Consider the following 15,309-nt stretch of genomic DNA (forward strand, 5'->3'; position numbering starts at 1 on the left):
GCTTGCGTCTCAAGCATTATGCGGCGGATCGAGCGTCGCGAACGGATTGGTGCATGAGTGCCATCCGGTGAACCGGATCGGATCGTCAGGCGAACTGCGCCAGGCGTAGTCCGTCAGCATATGGAACTCGGCGACGACCCAGCGATCGAAATGCCTGAGGTCGCGCCGCTTCTGCCGCGGCAGCAACTCGCGCGCCTGCCCGAGCTTGGTCGTTTCGAGCAGGGTGATGGCATCGCTCAGTTTTTCACTGGGGAATATCCACGGGTTGCGGTTGCGGAACTCCAGCGCGAACTGCTGCAGATGCTCGATGCGCATGTTCAGCCTGCCGAGGTATTTTTCGAGGGAGACACGAATCAGGTCCTCGTCCGAAAACGAGGAGACGGCCGCATAGGCAACGCCCGTCGACGCGGCGCCTCCCGCCAGGATGGCCAGTGCCGAGCGCCGTGTGACTTCGATCATCGGCCCGCTCCTTTCACGAGATCCGGCTCGCCGCCCGCAGGGACAAGGCCGCCGCGGTCAGGCTCGGGTTGGCGCAAGAGCAGCTTGGATAGGTGCTGGTGCCGACGACAACCAGGTTTCTCAATCGGTGATGGATCATGTTGCTATCGATCACTGAATCGGCTGGGCCGGTGCCCATCCTGAGCGTGCCCTGGACATGCGATTCCGTTGGCCGGATGCCGCGGTCGAAGAGCCGTTCGACCGGCAGCGGGGCCAGCAGTCCAGGCAATTTATCCAGCGCCCGGGCCATGCCCTTGACCGCGTAGTCCGACGGTGCCTTGAAGCTTACGAAGGCGTTGTCGTTCTCGTCGAGGGTGACGAAATTTTCGTGATCGAGCAGGTTTTCGGTGACCACGACAAGCGGCAGCGCCTGGCGCACCCGGCCCTTCTCGGCCCGCATCCCGTGCTGCCAGCGGTTTTCGAAATAGACCAGCGCCGCTGCGTGCTCTGACCGGTGCGGGCCGTCATAAAGGCCGAAATTCAGGCCGGTGGTGATGGTGCTGCCGTCGAAATTGTCGACGCCGTCGAGATAGACCTCGAAATTCCAACCATAGGATTCATGCAGGCCGCGCCCGACGAATTCGTCTCCCAGGCCCGAACGCAGCATGATCGCGGCGCTCTGGATGGCATTGGCGCCGAGAATGAAGAGGTCGCCGCTGACCTGATATTCCTTGCCGTCATGAACGAAGCTGACGGCCCGGACCGTGCCGCCGGCATGATCGAGCCGCCTCACTTCCGCGCCGAGGCAGACCGAAACGTCGGGATGCTCGAAGACATGCATCAGGCCATTGTTGGCGGTGAATTTCGCGTCGACCGGACACAGCCAGCAACGCAGATTGGCACAGCACGAGGTGCGCTGTGAGGTCGGCACCCGGGCGCGGGCGGTCGGCATGACGAAGTGCTGGTCAGGCTGGGCCGCCTTCATCATCTTGTCCGGCGTCGACATGCGATGCGGCGGTTGCGGAAACGGTTTCGAGCGCGGCAGCATCGCCGCCATGTCGCGATCGCCGGAGATCGACATGATCTCTTCGGCGTCGCAGTAGAACGGCTCGACGTCGTCATAGCTGATCGGCCAGTCATTACCGATGCCGTAGGTGCTTTTGAGCCTGAAGTCGTTGGGATGGAACCTCGGCGTCTGCGCGAACCAGCAGTTGGTCCCGCCACCCAGCCCGATCGTGTAGTTCCACGGCTTGTCGGCATTGTCTGTCTTGTAGGTCGTCTCGTCGTCGATGTCGGTGTTGGCGCCCTGGCCAAGCTGCCATTCATGCGTGTTGTGCCGGCCCCATTCCAGCACCAGGATGCGTGCCTTACGCCGCTTGGCGAACTCGTGCAGGAAGAAGGCCGAACCGAAACCGGAACCGATCGCGACAACATCGAAATGATCCCTGGTGATTTGCTCCGGCTTTACGTCCAGCACCATCAGCTGCAATTCCTTTCCGCGCCGCGCGCGCCCGCCTGATTCGGGTTCCCGCTGTCCATGTCCGCTCTCATGCCGCGATTCTGCCGATCGAGTGATACTCGATGCCATGGCGCGCCACGACCTTGGGGTCGTAGAGGTTGCGGCCATCGAAGATGACGGGCGTGGTCAGCGCATCCTTCAAGGCATCGAAGGACGGGGCGCGGAAACTCTTCCATTCGGTGGCGATGAGCAGCGCATCGGCGCCGCGCAGCGCCGCTTCCTTGGTGCCGCACAAAAGCAGGTCGTCGCGCTGCCCGTAGATGGCCTGGCATTCCTGCATCGCCTCGGGATCATAGGCCTGAACCGTCGCGCCGGCGTTCCACAGCGCCTCCATCAGCACACGCGCCGGCGCCTCGCGCATGTCGTCGGTGTTGGGCTTGAAGGCGAGACCCCACAAAGCAAAGGTCTTGCCCTTGAGGCTGCCCTTGAAATAGCGGTGCACCTTGTCGAAGAGCACGGACTTCTGGTCGTTGTTGCGCTCCTCGACGGCACGCAGCAGCTTGGCGTCGAACTTGACGCCCTCGGCGGTCTTGATCAGGGCGCGAACGTCCTTGGGAAAACACGAGCCGCCATAGCCGAGACCTGGGTAGATGAAGTGGTAGCCGATGCGCGGATCGCTGCCGATGCCCTTGCGCACCTCCTCGATGTCGGCGCCGAGCTGCTCGGCCAGATTGGCCATCTCGTTCATGAAGCTGATCTTGGTCGCCAGCATGCAATTGGCGGCGTATTTGGTGAATTCGGCGCTGCGCACGTCCATCACGATCATCTTCTCGTGGTTGCGGTTGAACGGCGCGTAGAGCTCGCGCATGACCGCCTCGGTCGCCTCGCTGGAGGTGCCGACGATGATGCGGTCCGGCTTCATGCAATCGGCGACGGCCGAGCCTTCCTTGAGGAATTCGGGATTGGAGGCGACATCGAAGCTCAGATCGTCGCGTCCTCTCTTTTTCAGCGTTTCAGCGATCCTGGCCTTCACCTTTTCACAAGTACCGACCGGCACGGTCGATTTGCCGACGACGATCTTGGTGGTTTCCATCTCGCGGCCGATGGTCTCGGCGACCGCCAGCACATATTTCAGGTCGGCCGATCCATCCTCGCCGGGCGGGGTACCGACGGCGATCATCTGGATTTCGCCGTGCCGGACGGCGGCGGCGGCGTCAGTGGTGAATTTGATGCGGCCGGCGGCATGGTTTTCCCTGACGAGGCTTTCGAGGCCCGGCTCGAAGATCGGGACGAAGCCCTGGTTGAGCCGCTCCACCTTGTTTGCGTCGATATCGACGCAAACAACCTGGTGGCCAACCTCGGCGAGCACCGCCGCTTGCACGAGGCCGACATAGCCGATTCCAAACACCGTCAAATTCATTCGGTTTCATTCCCATCCATGGCCGCGAACCGTTTTCGGTCCGGCCGGTTCAATTGGTCTTTCCCAGCTCTTTTACGCTGCATACGAGCGATTCGGGAAACTGGCAGGGCTCACCCAGCGCGGTGAAGGCGACGCGCTCGACCTGCAGCGAAAGCTTGCGGCCCGGATCCTCGAACGCGCCCATCCAGCCTTTCATGGTGTCGCTGCCCCAAAGGCTGAAGAAGATCTTCTGCGCATGGCTGGGCAGCTTTGCCGGGTCGGTGATGGTGTTCACCAGCTGGCCGTTGACGTACCAGCGCAAACTGTCCTTCTCCCAGACGAAGGCGTAGTCGTTGAAGGCCTTGTCGGTGCCGCCCGGCACCTCCACCAGCTTCTCGTTCTTGCCCTTGCCGGCGATATAGGCGTTGACCTGCACCTTGGAGGTATCCTTGGTCAGGATCTCGAAATCGATCTCGTCCCAGGGTTGTTTGTCGGACGGACCGATATAGGTGAAGAACGCCGCATTGAGGCCGGAGCCTGTGTCGGTCTTCATCCTCGCCTCGTAGGTGCCGTAGCCGAAGCGCTGCTTGGTCTGGATCTCGCCGCAGGCGAACTCGCGATCCTTCAGCTTCTGCTTTTCGAAGCCGAGCGACAGCACGCCATCGGAAAGCGCGACCAGTCCCTTCGACCAGGTGCAATTCTGATGGCTGCCGTTGTTCCAGCCGTCGGACACATACCAGCGCGAACGATCGAAGCTTTTGAAATCGTCGACGAAAGAGGGGGAGGACAGGATATCCTGTGCATGGGCAGGGACCGCCGGGAGGCAGCCAAGAGCGGACAGCAACAGCGCACCGAGCAAACTCAATCGCCGCAGGCCGGCTTTCCCGGTCAGCCGCGCAAAGGGCGATGCATCAATTGCCGTCATGGACGTGGTTATCGGATCCGAACTCATACCAACTCACCTTTGTGCTGTGCGTCCCCGACCCAAAGTCGACGTTTGAACCGCTTCCAAACGGGCCAACCTTGGCCTCTTGCTTGACCTCTCCCGAATTCCCTCTCCTGCTTTGCATCACACCTTCGAAGGCGTCCCACACCTTCATCGTCACGCGCGGCCGGCGCCCGCGGGCCTGGCGGAATCGACCCCGGCCGAATCGGACGCAGCACCCTCGTCGAAGACCAAATCCAGCGAATGGCGGAGCTCCTTCATCATGCCGTTCTGCCGCGACAGCGCCGCGATGCGGCGTTCGCTATTCAGGATCGATTCCGTCAGCGCGCTGACTTCGGATGAGCGCCTGTCGGAAGCGGAGCCGTTCTCCATGGCTTCGACGAGAAAGGCGGCGTTGGTCGCCGTCTTGCGATAGCGGCTCTCCAGGCCGGTTTTCTCGGCCTCGATCTCGACGGCGATCTGCTCGAACAGCTTCGCCAGCCGGTCGAGGCGCGCTATGTCGACCTGCCGGTCGCGGGCCGGATCCCTGGATCTGAAGCCGAATATCGAGGCCATGGGCTTAAATTCCTGTCATCGCCGGCTTAAGTCCGGGCTGCTGGCCGATCCCCGCAAGCGGGGCTGAAAAACGCGTACCGCATCGTCCAACTCCACGGACGGGAGAGACTTGGGACCAATCCGATCGGGGGCCAGTTCGGCTGGTCGTTCTATTTGCTGCACCGCAACATAGACTGCCATCGTCGGAGCCGTGAGGCAACCACCCAATTCGTAAACTCATAAATCCGGTGGAAATGGTTTGCGCGGGGCGCGTGCCGTTGGCGGGAAACGGGGCATCGCCAGAGCCTTACCGTTCCTTGCCCGCGCTGGTTCCGGCCATCAGGAAACGCAGCGGCGGCACGCGCTTTTGCCCGGACACGAGGCCAACGCGCCGAAACAGCGCCTCGAGCTTGTCGGACGCCACGCCCTGGACGATGGGGACCAGATTGGATTGACTGGCGAGAGCATACGCCGCTGCCGAAGCCAGCCCGCGCTCGGCCTTCACGTCGAGGAAATTGCGCAGCCGGTATTTGTCGCGCACATGCCTCTCGTGCCGCCGCAGCACCGCCTTGGAGCCTTCCGGCAGGCTGTCGATCGCCAACAGCGCCAGATCCGCATCGGCGAGCCGCTTGAGGTCCTGCGTCTTGTGGCGGCCACTGAGCGAATCAGCGCGCACGATGGCGCCGTAACCGCAGGAGCGAATGACCTTGAATCGCGCTCCATGGGCGACTGCCCGGGCGTAGAGTTCATAATCCTCGCCCAGCCGCAGGCTCTCGTCGTAGCGCAGTCGGTGCCGGTCGAGGAAGGCGCGGCTGATCACCGGCTTCAGGAAGCCAAGCTCACCCCTTTGCACGCGGCGCCTGGAGATGTTGCCTTCCACGAAGCGCTCGAAGTCGAGGAATTCCGGATCGGCGGCAAAATCGGGGGCGACGATCTTGGTTGCGTCGCCTGTGGCATCATCCCTGATGAGCATGATGTTGTCGGCCGCGAAATCCCAATCCGAGGCGGCAAACAGGTTGCGGAATCGGCCCTCGAGGAAGAAGTCGTCTGCGTCCAGAATGCTGATGAACGGCGCTTTCGAGCCGGCGATCGCGGCATTGCGGGCGAAGGACGGGCCACGATTGACCCCGAGGCGCATGACCGCGAGCCGGCCGCTGCCGTCGTCGGCAGACCGGGCGACCTCGGCCGTGTCGTCGGTGGAGCCGTCGTCGACGACGACGACCTCCGTCACTTCCGGCTCGCGCAACGCGGACGCGATAGCGACCGCGATCGTGGGTGCCGCATTTTTGGCCGCGATAATCACGCAGACCTCTGATTTCGTCATCGACATGGGTTAGCCTCTTGCACAGGTTCCGATCTGCCCTCGCCCTGTACGTATTGCGACGCCACCGCCATCACGGACTGGCCGGCCGCTCGAAGATACGGCGGCTGATGTCCGCCGACGCCGCCCAGCCAGCTTCGGCCAGATAGCGGACGGGAGCCCGGCCGCACAATTCCCACAACACCGTTCGCCGCTGCGGCCACCGCAAGGATGACAGCCACGGCGCGATGACCATGTTGAGCAGGTCCTCATTGCCGATGCGCGACAGGATCGGCTTGGCCCGCTCCGACAGCAGCGTGCCGGTGCCGCCCAGCAGCACATCAGCGGCGCGCAGGCCGAGCAGCAGCGTATCGTCCAGCCCCTGGCTCACCGCCGCATCGAGCACACGCTGCTGATCGGCCTCGTCGAGACGGTTGGCGCTGGCCCTGATATCGCAGACATAGCCAGCGCAAGGTTCGCGGTTGAACAGTGCCTTGGCAACGCTGATGCAGGACAGCATCAGCGTATCGGCGACCGAGGTGAACGGCACTTCGGTGCCTGTGATCTCGACCAGCCGCTTGCGCCGCAGGAAGCCGTCGGCATCGCGCGGGCTGGGCGAGCCAGGCTGCTGGAGCCGATAGTGAAGGTCGACCGTCGAGAGCCCGTTGCCACGGACCATGTGTTGTTCTCCAAGGAAGCGGACCCACCAGACCGAGCGCGACTTGCCGGCAACCTCATAGCCGATCGAACGCAGCGCATCGCGGGCTCTCGAGAAGCCGGCCGGGGAAACCAGTATGTCGACATCCCCCGAAGGCTTCATGAAATGGTCGTCGTAGAGCAGATGCTGCTGGAAGGGACCTTTGAGAAAGACGAAATCGATCTGCCTGTCGCGCAGCGCCTGGTGGATCGCCATCGAATCCATGAGGCAGGCGGCGTTCATCGAAACCGTCCGCCGGCGATAGGTGTCGAGCCAGCGGAAAAGCTCTGCCGGCCTGTCGCCCGCCGGGGCGCGCGACAGCGCCTTCAGAACGAAGATGGCGACTTTGTTCAGCCTGGCGATGTCGGCGACGACGGCATCGGAAAGGTTCGGCGTCGACACGTCGCCCGCCGAGGCGGTTGGGCCCGCGAAATACAACCGCAGGCAGGCCTGAACATAGGCAATCTCGTCGGCGCAGTCCGCCGCGCGCAGTCGTTCATAGGAACTTTCCGGCAAGGCCATTGAGCGCATGGTCTCCAAAATGCGGTTTGCGCGACGCGTATGCTGCAAGTGCGAAGCAAAGCATCCTCAAAAACCTCGGCGCCGTAAAGCCTTTCCTTTCGCAGTGCGAGATTTTGCAGCCAGAGCGTTTGTCGACCTTTCCGACGATCGCGCAATAAACAATTGGATTTCAAGTCCTATTGAGACGTTTAGGCCGTCCATCACCACGGGTCGGCTAAAGTAAACCCGTCTTCTTAGGAGTGCCTAAAGAAGCATCAGCTCCACGCAGTTTTTACGCAGGCAAAGTCAATTGTTTAAAGAATCAGCAACGCAAGGCCCGTCCGTACGTGGTTTCAGCCCGAAATAGGCGAAATTGTGAGCAATCCGCACACGCATGGTGACGTCCGCAACCCACAATTGATTAACCAGAGGTAAATCAGGCTTGACTCATAAATGTTGCCATGCAGCTATTGCAGCGCAGCATGAAAGTGCTGACGGCACTCGACAGGCCGTTTCCAGTCCTCATTGGAGAGTAAAATGGAACAGAATGTTGAAAAGCACGAGTACGAAACGCCCAGCCTGACGGTACATGGTTCGATCGAGACCATCACCCAGGGCGGTGGCGGCAGCACGGCAATCGACGCGTCCTTTCCGGCGCATACCCCGATTGGCGATCTGACGTTCTCCTGAGACTAGCCTGGTTCTGGGGGAGTGACGTTGGGCCTCCAGGATTGAAGACCGTGAATGGAGCCGGGGATGAAAATCCCCGACTTTCCCTTTTTGAAATGGCGATGCGTAGACCGTGTGTTGCAAGAGGTTTTGGCATGAACTGGAACCCATCCGAGCACGATACCGTAAGTGCCATCAAGGACGCCGTGGCTTGCCAATTCGGTGACGGCCTCGCGCTTCTCAACCTGAAATCCAATATTTATTACAGCCTCAACGGCGTCGGTGCGTTCATCTGGGAGTTGATCCAGGAGCCGAAGACGATCGGCGATATCCAAGGCGCCGTGCTCGAGCGCTACAATGTCGACGCCGAGCGCTGCAAGGCCGACGTCGACGCCTTGCTGAAAGGCATGGCCGAAAACGGACTAGCAAGGCTGCAGCATGAGGCATTCGTCTAGGCAGGCTCCGCAAAAGGCCATGATCTCCCAGCAGAAACATGCGACGGACCAAAAAAAAGGGCCTGCGAAACGCCGGCCTGGCCGGGGCTTGACCAGGGTTTTGTCCCTGAGCGGCTCGGAAGCCCTTTTCCTCTGCCAGTGCCTGCTGGTGGTCGCGACTGTCCGGTTGGGACTGACATTGTTCTCGTACAATCGCGTTCGTGGCATGGTGACCCGGCTCAACGCCCGCCAGTGCGCCAGTATGGGCGAGCTACGGCTCGTCGCCTGGGGGGTCGCCGCGGCTGCGCGGTTGGTGCCGCGCGCCACCTGTCTTACCCAAGCGCTTTCGGGCCAATACATTCTGGCGCGCCAGGGCAATGCCTCCAAGATCCGCATCGGTATCGAACGCGGCACGGGCGAGCAGTTGAAGGCGCATGCCTGGCTGGTCAGCGACAATCATGTCGTGCTTGGCGGCTCCGTCGATGGGTTCGCGCATCTGGTCGACCACGGCAGCCGATGAGCGGCGTGGCCGGAATCCTGCTACGACAAGGGCCCCCGCCTGCCGATGCGGCGGCAGACATCCAGCAGATGCTGGCCCGCATGCGCCATCGCGGCCCCGACGGAAGTTCATGGTGGCTGGATGCCGGCATAGCCCTTGGCCACGCCTGGCTCAACACCACGGATGAAGCCGGCCCCGGCCCGCTGACCATGGCCGGCGGCAAGCTCGCCATCACCGCCGATTGCCGGCTGGACAATCGCGACGAGCTGATGGCACGGCTCGGCATACGCGACAGGACGGCGGCGGACGCGACGTTGCTGATGCGGGCCTATCTGCGCTGGGGCGAAGCCAGCCCTGTGCATCTGCAAGGCGATTTCGCCTTTGCGATCTGGGACGCCGAGCGGCAGCTGTTGTTTTGCGCGCGCGACCATTTCGGGGTCAAGCCATTCTACTACCACGCCGCCGACCGGCGTTTTGCCTTTGCCTCCGAGATCGGGCCGATGCTTGGCCTCGATGGGGTCGGAGCACGCATCAGCGAGCGCCGCATTTCGGGATTCCTGGCCGGGCTTCCCGACGACCCGCAATCCACGCCCTACAGCGATATCTTCAGCCTGCCGGCGCGTCACACCCTCACGGTCAGCGCGCAACAGGTGGTGCTGCGCCGATACTGGCAGATCGAGCCGTCGGCGCGACCGCTGCGGTCGGATGCGGCTGAGGAATTCGCCCATCTGTTTTCGCAATCGGTGCGCAACCGCATGCGCGGAAGTCAGTCGATCGGCGCGATGCTGAGCGGCGGCCTCGATTCTTCCTCGATCGCCTGTGTCGCCGGCCTGCAGAACGCCGCCGAGCGGAAGCCCAGGCTGCCGACCTTCTCGCTGATCTTCGAGAAGGGCTCATCGATGGACGAGCGGCCGTTCATCGATGCGGTGCTCGATCAGCAGAAGACCGATCCGACGCTGATCCCTGTAGGCAATTATGCGCCCTTTGCTGAATTCGAACGGGTGCTGGAGGAGCAGGAAGGGACCTTCCTGGCGCCGGGACTGACGCTGACCCGCGGCATCTACCGGACGGCCGGCGCCAAGGGCATCAAGGTGCTGCTCGACGGCCATGGCGGCGACGAGGTCGTTTCACAGGGACATGGCCATTTGCACGAGCTTGCCAATGGCGGCAGGTGGCTGGAGCTTTGGCGCGAGGTCCGCAGCGCCTCCAACACCTATGGCGACAGCACGCTCGGCCTTTATTTCCAGTTCCTGACCCTTTACGGGCCGGCCTGGCGGATCGCCAGGCTGAGACAGCTGGCGAACCGAGCGCTGAACAAGATACGCAAGCCCACGCAAATGCAGCGCGGGCGCGGCTGGCGCGACCTGATCAATCCGGACCTAGCCAGGCGGACCGAAATCCTCGACCGCTTCCACCGGGCTGGTTACATGCCGCCCGGCATCCAGGCCAGCGACGCGCTCAGCCATCGCTGGATCCTGACCAACGGCTATGTGCCGCACTCTTTCGAGGTGCTCGACAAGGCAGCCGCCAATTTCGGTGTCGAGCCGCGCTATCCCTTCTGGGACAAGCCGCTGGTCGAATTCTGCCTGGCGCTGCCGGGCGAGGAAAAACTCAGCCACGGCTTCGGCCGCTATGTGCTGCGCCGCGCCATGGAGGGCATCCTGCCGGCGGTGGTGCAATGGCGGCGCACCAAGATCGATTTCACCGCCAATCTCGTCAACGGCATGGTGCGCAACCACCGCGACCTCCTGGAGCAATTGCTGGTCTCGGATGCCGGCCGCATCGCGCCATACGTCAACCTGCCGCAAGTGAGTGCCGCCTATGCGCGGCTGCTGCGCCAGCCCGACCAGGCAGCGCCCCTCGATGTCCAGTATGTCTGGCGTTCTGCCTCGCTGTCGCTGTGGCTGCGGCAGGTCCAGCACAGCGGGAGCCACGCATGATCCCTCGCAACCAGCCGCTCGCAATGCACCTTGACGATCCGCATCGCCATGGCGGGATGATGCGCGAACGGCGTTACTACAGGGCTTATGGCCTGATCGTCGCATCCGACGTGGCATTGCCGGAGTTGGAACCGACGGAGCCGGCTTGCCCGGATATCTTGATCGCCATCGGCACGATCGACATGCCGAAGCCTTCGCCCGAGGTCGCGACCGTCTTCCGCTTCGAGCCGGACCGGCAATATCTCGCATGGCATGCCGTCGGCGCCTTCCTGATCAGCGATTTCAGCCGCATCGACATCGAGCCGGCGCCCGGGGTCGACGATGCGCTGCTCGCCTTCCCGCTGCTCGGACCGGTCATGGCGCTGTTGCTGCACCAGCGTGGCCTGCTCGTGCTGCATGCCAGCGCCATCGCGGTGACCGGTAACGGCGCCATCTTCATGGGCGACAAGGGGGCTGGCAAATCGACAACGGCAAGCGCGCTGATCCGGGCCGGTCACGATCTGCTTACCGACGATGTCGTAGCGCTCGATCTGACCAGCCCGGACGCGCCGATGATAGTTCCGGGCTTTCCGCAGATCAAGCTCGCCGCCGATGCCGCGGCGGCGATTTCGCTCGGCCGGGCCGAGGCGCGCCCGCAAGTGCATCCGGCGATCGAGAAGATGCAGCATCGCCTGCACGGCAACTTCTCCGGCAGCATGGTGCCGGCGACCCGGATCTACGTCCTTCAACGTGGTCAAAAGGCAGGGATCACGGCCTTGCCCGGCATCGCCGCCCTGCCGGCGATCATCAAATTCTCCTACGTGAGGCGTTTCGGTCGCGCGGCGCTGTCCGGCGATTTCGCGGCACTGCATTTTCGCCAATGTTCAGCAATCGCTAACCATGTCGGCGTGTTCCGACTGGAAGTTCCAACCGGCCTGGACAGGATTGGCGAGGCCGTGGAGCTGATCGAGACCGATCTGGCGACCGGGAACCTGGCGACCGGGGACCTGGCTACTGGCCGTCGGCAGCGGTGAGCGCAATCATGTCGAAGTCCTCCATCCTTCGCCTGTCGCTGTTTCGCGATGTCGCCGCATTCGGCGCCGTCATCGCCCAGATCGGCGGACGGCGGACCTGGACGGCGCTGCTGTTCCTGATCCTCGGCAGCCTGACGGAGGGCATCTCTATCCTGCTGCTGGTGCCGCTGCTGCATCTGGTCGGGCGCGCCGACCAGGATTTCGCGGTGCGGTTGCCGAACAATGATTTCATACGCTGGCTGGTGCCCGATGGAACGCTGCAACTGACGACGGTGCTGTGCGCGCTGGTCGGGCTGGTTGCCGTGCAGGCCGCGTTCAACCGGTTCAAGTCGGTCTACATGGCCAGGCTTCTCTTCGATTTCATCAACCGCTTGCGCATCAACCTGTTCGAGAGCATCGGCAAGGCGCGCTGGGGCGTGTTCTCGCGCATGCGCAGTTCCGATCTCGACCATGCCCTGACCGGCGACATCGATCGCGTCCAGGGCGCCGCCTTCTCGCTGCTGATGCTGGTGCAGATCGCCGTGCTGTTGGTTGGGTATCTCGTGATTTCGATGTTCATCTCGCCGGTGATGACGGTGTTTGCCATCGTCATCGGCATCGTGATGTTCATAGCGCTGCAGCCGTTTCGGGCGCGCGCCACCGCCTTCGGGCGCGTCCTGACCGGCAACCGGCAAGATCAATACCGCACGGTTTCGGAATTCCTCGGCGGCATCAAGGTGGCCAAGAGCCTGAATGTCGAGGCCAGCTATTTCGCGCAGCTGCAGGCGACGCTGGAAAAGATGAAGGCCGACAACATCGACTATGTGCGCAACAGTTCGATCGGTACCGCGGTATTCCAGGTGGCGAGTGTCGTGGGTCTCAGCCTGTTCATCTACGTGGCGTTGGTCCGCTTCAACCTGTCGCTGGCGGAAATCGTCGTGCTGCTGCTGGTTTTCATGCGCATCGCGCCGCGTTTCATGGACATGCAGACGCAGGCCCAGCAGGTGCTGATCAACCTGCCCGCCTATACGGCCATGCGCAGCCTGCAGGCCCGTTTCGACGCGGAGCGCGAGCCGGGCCATGCCGAAGCCGGGGATGCCGAAGCCGGGGATGCCGGAAAACTGCCGCTCGATACCGGGCTGAACATTCGCGGCGTCTCCTTCGGCTACGAGGACGGCACAGGCAAGGCAGTGGTGAGCGACATCACCTTCGGACTGCCGGCCGGCAAGGTCACTGCCCTGATCGGCCCCTCGGGATCGGGCAAGAGCACGATCGCCGACATGCTGCTCGGCCTGCTCGAGCCGACCGATGGGAAAATCCTCGTCGACGGCGTCGAGATCGACGCCAGCAATCGTCGGCGCTGGCGCGATCAGGTGGCCTATGTGCCGCAGGACGTGTTCCTGTTGCATGACACGATCGCGGCGAATCTGCGTCTGGCCGCGCCGCAGGCCAGCGACGACGCGCTTTGGACCGCGCTGCGCGCCGCGCATGCCGGCGAATTCGTCGAACGGCTCGACCAGCGGCTCGACACGATCGTCGGCGATCGCGGCGTGCGGCTTTCCGGCGGCGAGCGTCAGCGCATCGCACTGGCGCGCGCGCTGCTGCGCAAGCCGTCACTGCTCATCCTCGATGAGGCCACCAGTGCGCTCGACTGGCAGAACCAGTCGCTGATCGCCAGTTCGATCGACGCATTGCGCGGCGCGATGACCATCCTGACCATCGCCCACCGGCCATCTATGATCGCCTTCGCCGACTGGGTGGTGGCGATGGAGGACGGCCGGGTCGTGGAAGTCGGACAATATCAGCGGCTGAAGGCGAAGCCGGCGAGCCGGCTATCCCGGATGCTTTCGGGAGAGCAGTCGGAGACCGAGCCCGCCAATGTGGCTTGAGGCCGATTCCTTCGGACAAGGACCTAATGCAGGCTCCGCCGGGCGTTGCCCAGCTTCTCGCCTTCGGCCACGTCGGTCGAGTTCAGCTTTCTCTCGGCTTCACGCAGCCTGTCGGCCGGAGTAGGCGCGCTCCTGGCGATCATGGCATAGACGAGGATGAAATAGCCGGCCTGGATGACCACGGCACAGATGATGACGCGCAACAGCGTCGTGCCCAGCGAAGCCCCGCCAAGCCAGGACCAGGCGACCACGATCGCCAGTGCGAAAACCATCCCAACGATGAATTTTGGAAGCGACATACCCAACAGCCCATAAACCGGCTCGGGTTATATCCAACGATAGCCCCACCCGAGCGCCGTCCCTTGTGATGCGGGCTTGTTAAACCACCCGCTGTCGACCGGTTGCTTCCGGCCTTTCAACCTGTCGCCACTCTGACAGGTATAATTTGCAATTCTATTAAGGCGAGCAGAAGGCAGCAAGGGCAACCGCACATATTTTTGATTGAGCTAGCACGATCGACTCTGCCATGCTGCAACGCACCTAACCGCATTGGACACAACCCGTGGCTACCAGGTTTCTTCAGTACAATCTACAATATTATGTAGTATTTTATGTTAATAGTTGCGAACACAGCGCCTTCCTAAAGCTCTAATATGCCCCATCACAGGCCTGAGAGAACGCCTTGCCCGGAAAGCGCCCCAAAAAGGCCCCGATTTTTTTCCTCTTGCCCATTTGTTGTCACAAATTTGCTAAGCATCCTGAAAAATGTGCACCACGAGCTTATTATTTAGTCAATTCATGACGTGACTATTTCAAGGGGCTGGGAAATTGTGTGTTGCGCTGCAACATTTTTTTGATATCTTGCGGTAAACCATTCGTTCCACGCATGGAGTTTTCGCATGAGGGATATCGCCAAGTCGGCCACGGCAGGCTTTTCGCAGGCTGACACCGACTTTCCGCCGCCGATCGGCGGCCTCATCAAGCGCAGCTTCGACATTGTCGGTTCACTGGCTGGCCTGATCGCTCTCAGCCCGCTGTTCGTCATGATAGCGCTGCTGGTCAAATTTTCCGATGGTGGATCGATTTTCTACGGTCACCGGCGAATCGGTCGCGGCGGACGGATTTTTCCGTGCCTGAAATTCCGCACCATGGTTCCGGACGGCGACAAGGTGCTGGCCGCCTACCTCGCCACCAATCCGGAAGCCAACGCGGAATGGATCGCGACCCGCAAGCTGAAGAACGATCCGCGCGTCACCCGCGTCGGCGCGGTGTTGCGGAAGCTCAGCCTCGATGAGCTGCCGCAAATCATCAACATCCTGCAGGGCGACATGAGCCTTGTCGGGCCTCGCCCGGTGGTGCGCGACGAGTTGGAAATCTACGGCAGCGCCGCTGTGTATTACCTGAAGTCCCGCCCCGGCCTGACCGGCCTGTGGCAGGTCAGCGGCCGCAACGACGTCTCCTATGACAGCCGTGTCGCTTTCGACCGCCATTATGTCGAGAATTGGTCGTTGTTCGGCGACGTTCGCATCATCATCAAGACCGTGCCGGCCGTGTGGATGTCACGCGGTTCTTACTGACGGGCCGCAGGCTCCAAGTTATCGGGCATCCGGGC

General features: G+C 62.3%; 15 protein-coding genes. 7 read left to right on the forward strand and 8 right to left on the reverse strand.

The annotated features are described in order from the left end of the window. Window positions 1–9 precede the first annotated feature (9 nt). From A3AU_RS0110070 to A3AU_RS0110100, 7 genes are all read right to left on the reverse strand, one after another. Window positions 10–459 carry a hypothetical protein gene (locus A3AU_RS0110070; protein ID WP_027052699.1) on the reverse strand — a complete coding sequence of 150 codons (450 nt, stop codon included), beginning with the start codon at window positions 457–459 and terminating at the stop codon, window positions 10–12. Between the two features lie 13 nt (window positions 460–472). Then, a complete protein-coding gene (locus A3AU_RS0110075) occupies window positions 473–1,918 on the reverse strand; it encodes a GMC oxidoreductase (RefSeq protein ID WP_027052700.1) in 1,446 nt (481 codons plus the stop codon). A 67-nt stretch (window positions 1,919–1,985) separates the two neighbouring features. After that, entirely contained in the window at window positions 1,986–3,317 is a 1,332-nt protein-coding gene (locus tag A3AU_RS0110080) for a UDP-glucose dehydrogenase family protein (RefSeq protein WP_027052701.1), read from the reverse strand. A 49-nt stretch (window positions 3,318–3,366) separates the two neighbouring features. Continuing rightward, window positions 3,367–4,248, reverse strand: a complete 882-nt coding sequence (gene exoK / locus A3AU_RS0110085; protein ID WP_027052702.1) for an endo-1,3-1,4-beta-glycanase ExoK — start codon at window positions 4,246–4,248, stop codon at window positions 3,367–3,369. Window positions 4,249–4,398: 150 nt separating this feature from the next. Continuing rightward, entirely contained in the window at window positions 4,399–4,797 is a 399-nt protein-coding gene (locus tag A3AU_RS0110090; protein ID WP_027052703.1) for a hypothetical protein, read from the reverse strand. Window positions 4,798–5,083: 286 nt separating this feature from the next. Beyond that, on the reverse strand, window positions 5,084–6,106 hold the full coding sequence (locus tag A3AU_RS0110095; RefSeq protein ID WP_027052704.1) for a glycosyltransferase family 2 protein: 1,023 nt from the start codon (window positions 6,104–6,106) through the stop codon (window positions 5,084–5,086). A 64-nt stretch (window positions 6,107–6,170) separates the two neighbouring features. Beyond that, window positions 6,171–7,295 carry a nucleotidyltransferase family protein gene (locus A3AU_RS0110100; protein WP_027052705.1) on the reverse strand — a complete coding sequence of 375 codons (1,125 nt, stop codon included), beginning with the start codon at window positions 7,293–7,295 and terminating at the stop codon, window positions 6,171–6,173. Window positions 7,296–7,811: 516 nt separating this feature from the next. Here A3AU_RS0110100 and A3AU_RS1000000137730 point away from each other — a divergent pair. The 6 genes from A3AU_RS1000000137730 (at window position 7,812) to A3AU_RS0110130 (ending at window position 13,697) form a co-directional block, all read left to right on the forward strand. Then, on the forward strand, window positions 7,812–7,964 hold the full coding sequence (locus A3AU_RS1000000137730) for a lasso peptide (protein ID WP_010913078.1): 153 nt from the start codon (window positions 7,812–7,814) through the stop codon (window positions 7,962–7,964). Window positions 7,965–8,098: 134 nt separating this feature from the next. Beyond that, window positions 8,099–8,398, forward strand: coding sequence for a PqqD family protein (locus A3AU_RS0110110; protein ID WP_027052706.1), 300 nt, complete (start codon window positions 8,099–8,101; stop codon window positions 8,396–8,398). Window positions 8,399–8,486: 88 nt separating this feature from the next. Then, on the forward strand, window positions 8,487–8,897 hold the full coding sequence (locus A3AU_RS0110115; RefSeq protein ID WP_244277710.1) for a lasso peptide biosynthesis B2 protein: 411 nt from the start codon (window positions 8,487–8,489) through the stop codon (window positions 8,895–8,897). Next, window positions 8,894–10,816, forward strand: a complete 1,923-nt coding sequence (locus tag A3AU_RS0110120) for a lasso peptide isopeptide bond-forming cyclase (protein WP_027052708.1) — start codon at window positions 8,894–8,896, stop codon at window positions 10,814–10,816. Before A3AU_RS0110115 ends, A3AU_RS0110120 begins: the two co-directional genes overlap by 4 nt. Continuing rightward, the gene (locus A3AU_RS0110125) at window positions 10,813–11,829 is read left to right on the forward strand and encodes a phosphoenolpyruvate carboxykinase (ATP) (protein WP_027052709.1); all 1,017 of its coding nucleotides are present in this window, start codon (window positions 10,813–10,815) and stop codon (window positions 11,827–11,829) included. The genes A3AU_RS0110120 and A3AU_RS0110125 overlap by 4 nt, the downstream gene beginning before the upstream one ends. Window positions 11,830–11,837: 8 nt before the next feature. Then, window positions 11,838–13,697, forward strand: a complete 1,860-nt coding sequence (locus A3AU_RS0110130; protein ID WP_032917118.1) for an ABC transporter ATP-binding protein — start codon at window positions 11,838–11,840, stop codon at window positions 13,695–13,697. A 23-nt stretch (window positions 13,698–13,720) separates the two neighbouring features. On the opposite strand, the gene A3AU_RS0110135 is transcribed toward A3AU_RS0110130, so the two are convergent. Beyond that, window positions 13,721–13,996, reverse strand: a complete 276-nt coding sequence (locus A3AU_RS0110135) for a hypothetical protein (protein WP_027052711.1) — start codon at window positions 13,994–13,996, stop codon at window positions 13,721–13,723. 600 nt (window positions 13,997–14,596) lie between these two features. Between A3AU_RS0110135 and A3AU_RS0110140 the strand changes: the two genes are divergently transcribed. After that, window positions 14,597–15,274 carry a sugar transferase gene (locus tag A3AU_RS0110140; RefSeq protein WP_027052712.1) on the forward strand — a complete coding sequence of 226 codons (678 nt, stop codon included), beginning with the start codon at window positions 14,597–14,599 and terminating at the stop codon, window positions 15,272–15,274. Window positions 15,275–15,309: the final 35 nt, after the last annotated feature.

The sequence above is a fragment of the Mesorhizobium erdmanii USDA 3471 genome (genome assembly GCF_000472705.1).
In the GTDB taxonomy this organism is placed as follows: Bacteria; Pseudomonadota; Alphaproteobacteria; order Rhizobiales; family Rhizobiaceae; genus Mesorhizobium; species Mesorhizobium erdmanii.

Coding starts and splice junctions, on each gene's coding strand:
- A3AU_RS0110090 (WP_027052703.1), bottom strand. CDS start 4,797: ATGGCCTCGATATTCGGCTTCAGATCCAGGGATCCGGCCCGCGACCGG.
- A3AU_RS0110070 (WP_027052699.1), bottom strand. CDS start 459: ATGATCGAAGTCACACGGCGCTCGGCACTGGCCATCCTGGCGGGAGGC.
- A3AU_RS0110125 (WP_027052709.1), top strand. CDS start 10,813: ATGATCCCTCGCAACCAGCCGCTCGCAATGCACCTTGACGATCCGCAT.
- A3AU_RS0110095 (WP_027052704.1), bottom strand. CDS start 6,106: ATGTCGATGACGAAATCAGAGGTCTGCGTGATTATCGCGGCCAAAAAT.
- A3AU_RS0110140 (WP_027052712.1), top strand. CDS start 14,597: ATGAGGGATATCGCCAAGTCGGCCACGGCAGGCTTTTCGCAGGCTGAC.
- A3AU_RS0110075 (WP_027052700.1), bottom strand. CDS start 1,918: ATGGTGCTGGACGTAAAGCCGGAGCAAATCACCAGGGATCATTTCGAT.
- exoK (WP_027052702.1), bottom strand. CDS start 4,248: ATGAGTTCGGATCCGATAACCACGTCCATGACGGCAATTGATGCATCG.
- A3AU_RS0110120 (WP_027052708.1), top strand. CDS start 8,894: ATGAGCGGCGTGGCCGGAATCCTGCTACGACAAGGGCCCCCGCCTGCC.
- A3AU_RS0110080 (WP_027052701.1), bottom strand. CDS start 3,317: ATGAATTTGACGGTGTTTGGAATCGGCTATGTCGGCCTCGTGCAAGCG.
- A3AU_RS0110130 (WP_032917118.1), top strand. CDS start 11,838: ATGTCGAAGTCCTCCATCCTTCGCCTGTCGCTGTTTCGCGATGTCGCC.
- A3AU_RS0110135 (WP_027052711.1), bottom strand. CDS start 13,996: ATGTCGCTTCCAAAATTCATCGTTGGGATGGTTTTCGCACTGGCGATC.
- A3AU_RS0110110 (WP_027052706.1), top strand. CDS start 8,099: ATGAACTGGAACCCATCCGAGCACGATACCGTAAGTGCCATCAAGGAC.
- A3AU_RS0110100 (WP_027052705.1), bottom strand. CDS start 7,295: ATGGCCTTGCCGGAAAGTTCCTATGAACGACTGCGCGCGGCGGACTGC.
- A3AU_RS1000000137730 (WP_010913078.1), top strand. CDS start 7,812: ATGGAACAGAATGTTGAAAAGCACGAGTACGAAACGCCCAGCCTGACG.